Source organism: Robinsoniella sp. RHS, from assembly GCF_001029355.1.
Classification (GTDB): Bacteria; Bacillota; Clostridia; order Lachnospirales; family Lachnospiraceae; genus Robinsoniella; species Robinsoniella peoriensis.
In genome coordinates, this window is record NZ_JNGB01000237.1 from 1 (window position 1) to 3,899 (window position 3,899).

The 3,899-nt window shown below is 39.0% G+C and carries 2 protein-coding genes; both read left to right on the forward strand.

The genetic code is table 11. The features are described 5' to 3' along the window. Positions 1-432: Ig-like domain-containing protein (locus RHS_RS29135; protein WP_047835186.1), on the forward strand; the 432-nt coding region annotated here is incomplete at its 5' end. Between the two features lie 132 nt (positions 433-564). Then, a partial coding sequence (locus tag RHS_RS32365) for a family 78 glycoside hydrolase catalytic domain (protein WP_395023659.1) occupies positions 565-3,899 on the forward strand: 3,335 nt, incomplete at its 3' end.

Here is a 3,899-nt window from a genome sequence, read left to right on the forward strand (position 1 = left end):
ACTTATACCTTGAAACCAACGCTGAAACCTTCCTATGCTTCCAATAAAAAATACACATGGACATCCAGTAATAAGAAGGTTGTAAAAGTAAACTCCAAGGGAAAATTAACGGCAGTAAAAGAAGGAACCGCTACCATAACTGTGAAAACAAGCAATGGTAAAAAGGCAATTTGTAAGATAACCGTTAGAAAAGCACCGGTAAAGCTTACCTTAAATGAAAAGAGTAAAACATTAAAGGCAGGCAGGACATTTGCATTAAAAGCAAAACGTTCCAGCAAAAGTGCAGGCAAGATTACCTATACAAGCAGTAATCATAAAATTGCAACGGTCAATTCCAAGGGTGTAATTAAAGCAGTAAAAAAAGGTCAGACAATCGTTACTGCTAAATTATACAATGGCAAATCAGCACAAATTAAGATAACCGTAAAATAACAGGAAACGGGGTTTGGCTGTGCAATTTAAGGAACGCAGTCCCACTACGCAACTGAAATTCAAAAAGAAGAGGAGGTGATAGTCACATAAATAAATTTATTTCACGAAGATAAGTAAAGAAGGAGAAAAAAAATGAAGAAAAAGAATAAATGGATATCGCTTATATTAGCTATCGCAATGGTTATCACGTCCTTAATGCCCGCGACGGCATTGACAGCAATGGCTGCAGAAGGCAACACCGCAATTAGAGAACTGATGGTAGATAACGTAGTTAACCCGGTAGGGATTGATAATACTGCACCAAGATTTTCATGGAAAATGGATTCAACGGTACAGGGACAGATACAGACCGCTTATCAGATCGAAGTATCTGAACTTGGCGGAACTCAGGTATGGAATACTGGTAAAGTAGTGAGTGATAAAGCAGTGGACATTATTTATGAAGGAAATCCGCTGACATCCTCCACAACCTACCAGTGGCATGTAACCGTATGGGATAAAGACGACAACGAAATAGCATCCGGTAATGCTACCTTCGAGATGGGTCTGTTGGAAGAAGATGCATTTAACGATGTAAACTGGATTCGTATGCCGAAAAACGGCGATCCGGATCCGGATGCACCGGAACCTGAAATTGATAAAAGCGTTTATACAATTGAAACAAATTTACAATTTAAAGATGCAGTGGGTGTAGTATTTGCAGCAAAGGATAATTCCCATTTCTATATGTGGCAGTTAAACAATAATATGGAACAGGGTATTAAGGGAAGCTGGCTTCGTCCTCATGTATGGAACGGTGTTGGGGGAACGTTTAATCCCGAAAACATTAAAGATTATAACGGATATCAGTTAAAAGAAGAACTTAAAAATAATACAGATTATAATCTTAAGCTGATAGTAAATACAACTACTCATATAGTGGAAACTTATGTTAATAATGAATTAGTAAATTCGTTAGACTGTAAAGATGCAGATTTATCATATGGTAAAATCGGTTTCCGTCAGGCTACCAATCCGGCAGGCGGATTCAAAGAACAGGTATGGGCTGATGATATTAAGGTAACTGCAAATGACGGAACAATTATGTTTTATCAGGATTTCTCCCTGGAAAATGATACACAGTTTGACGGCGGTGTTGTAGAAAATGGGAAACTTTATTTAACCTATGGTGATGGACAGGGGGATAAAGTATTTTTTAGCAGGGATAGTTCTATGTACTACCGTTTTGACACTGATTTTACCATTAAATCCGGTAAAGCAGGTATCATCTATGGATCAAACGTGGAAGGAACCCAGTACTATTATTCACAGTTAAATCCGAATTATAAAACAGGTCCCGCAGTTGTACAGCATATGAGAGAAGCAGATGGAAGAAAATACGAATTTGATCATGGAGATATCAAAAATGTATCCAAAGAAGATATGGTTAATAAAAAACATCACTTCACTCTCACATGTACGAATAAACAGGAAGTGCGTATCTATATCGATGGTGTAGAAGCAAAATATCATGACAAACTAGATAAGTTCCAGTTTGATGGAAAGCTTGGTTTTAACAATGATGCAGGTGATGATGTAGTTTATGAAAATATCATTGTAAAAGTTGCAGGAATGCCTAAAGTATTCACAGATTCCAGTACGCAGGAAAATATTTTTGACAATGGGACTGTGGAAAACGGAGGATTACACATTACCGGCGAAACTACCGCTTTAATAAATAATGCACTTAGCGGAAAACCAGAGCCGGAACCAGAACCCGATGCACCGGTACATTACACTGTAGAATCCGATATCACCGTAACCAGCGATTCTGCAGGCATTGTCTTCTCAGCATCCGACAGCAGCAATATGTTCATGTGGCAGATTAACGGGTCAGACCATAAAGGAAAATTATACTTAAGACCTCATATCTGGGAGAATGGTACACCACATTATGACAAGTATGAAAAAGATATTAGCAGTTTCTTTGATTATAATACAGAAATTCTGAACAAAGAAGTTCATGTAAAAATTGAAGTAACTAATCAGGAAATCAAGACATTTATCAATGACCAGCTGGTAGATACTTTCGAAGTAACTGCGGCAACGCCGGGAAAAGTTATTGACGGAAGAGTTGGTTTCCGCTCAGGAACAGCAACAGAAAAATTTATGGCGGACAATCTGAAAGTGACTGTCTTTGAAGAAGGCGGACCCGAAGAAGGAACATTGAAACTGTCTTATGATTTTGATGATGGCATAAATCCATTTGGAGGAAGTGCAGGTCAGGCAAGTTCAGGTTCATTTAAAGACGGCAAATTTGTTGTAAAAGGAAATGCAGGTGTACTTCTGACAAAAGATTATTCCAATCTGGGAATGCCAATGTTCAGAAAAACATTTGAAACAGAGGACCAAGAAATTGTAAGTGCAAAAGTATATGCATCTTCACTGGGTGTATATGATCTGTATGTGAACGGAACCAGAGTAGGACGTCCGGATGAAAACGGTGAAACGATCTATGATGAAATGAAGCCGGGCTGGACAGATTATAATGAAAGAGTATTATATTACTCTCATGACGTTACAGATTTAATGAAAAAGGGCGGGGAAAATGTTATTCTGGCACAGGTAGGAACCGGTTGGTGGACAGGAAGAATTTCCTACAATACCTATGGAACCAAGGATATGGCATTTCTGGCTAAGACAATCATTACTTACAGCGATGGAACAAAGAAAGTCTTAAACACAGACAGTTCCTGGAAAACAAGTAAAGAAGGTGTAATCCGTGAAGCAGATATCTGGGATGGTGAAACCTATGATGCAAATTACCCAAGTGCGGCTTTAATGTCTACTTCAGATTATACAGAAGATGATAGCTGGAGCAAAGTAAGTTATGACACAAACTTTGGCGGAGTGATTTCTGCACAGGTAGGACAGACAATTCAGGTTCGGAAAGAACTGGAACGTACCCCGGTTACTACAAGTGTATACCAGGGAAGCAAAGACAATGGTTCTGATTACGGTGTTGTAAATGTAATCAAAGATGATTACAATGCCGATGATGTAATTGAACTGAAAAAGGGCCAGACAGTAGTATATGATTTAGGACAGAATATGGTAGGATGGCCAAATATCACAGTAAAAGCACCAAAAGATGCACAGATCAGCATGCATTTTGCAGAAATGTTAAATGACAGCGGTAAAACTTCCAGAGGAAATGACGGTCCGGAAGGAAGCCTTTATATGGCAAACTACAGATCAGCTGCATCCACATCCATTTATATTGCGAAAGGTGACGAAAAAGAAAGCTATCGTCCGACATTCAGCTTTTATGGATTCCGTTATGTATCTATTTCGGCAGATGCTGATATTACAATTGACAGCTTCCGGGCAGAAGTCCTGGGTTCGGCTATTCCGGAAACGGGTAGTCTGGAGACAAGCAATTCATCCGTAAACCAGTTAATCAGCAATACACTCTGGGGACAGAGAAG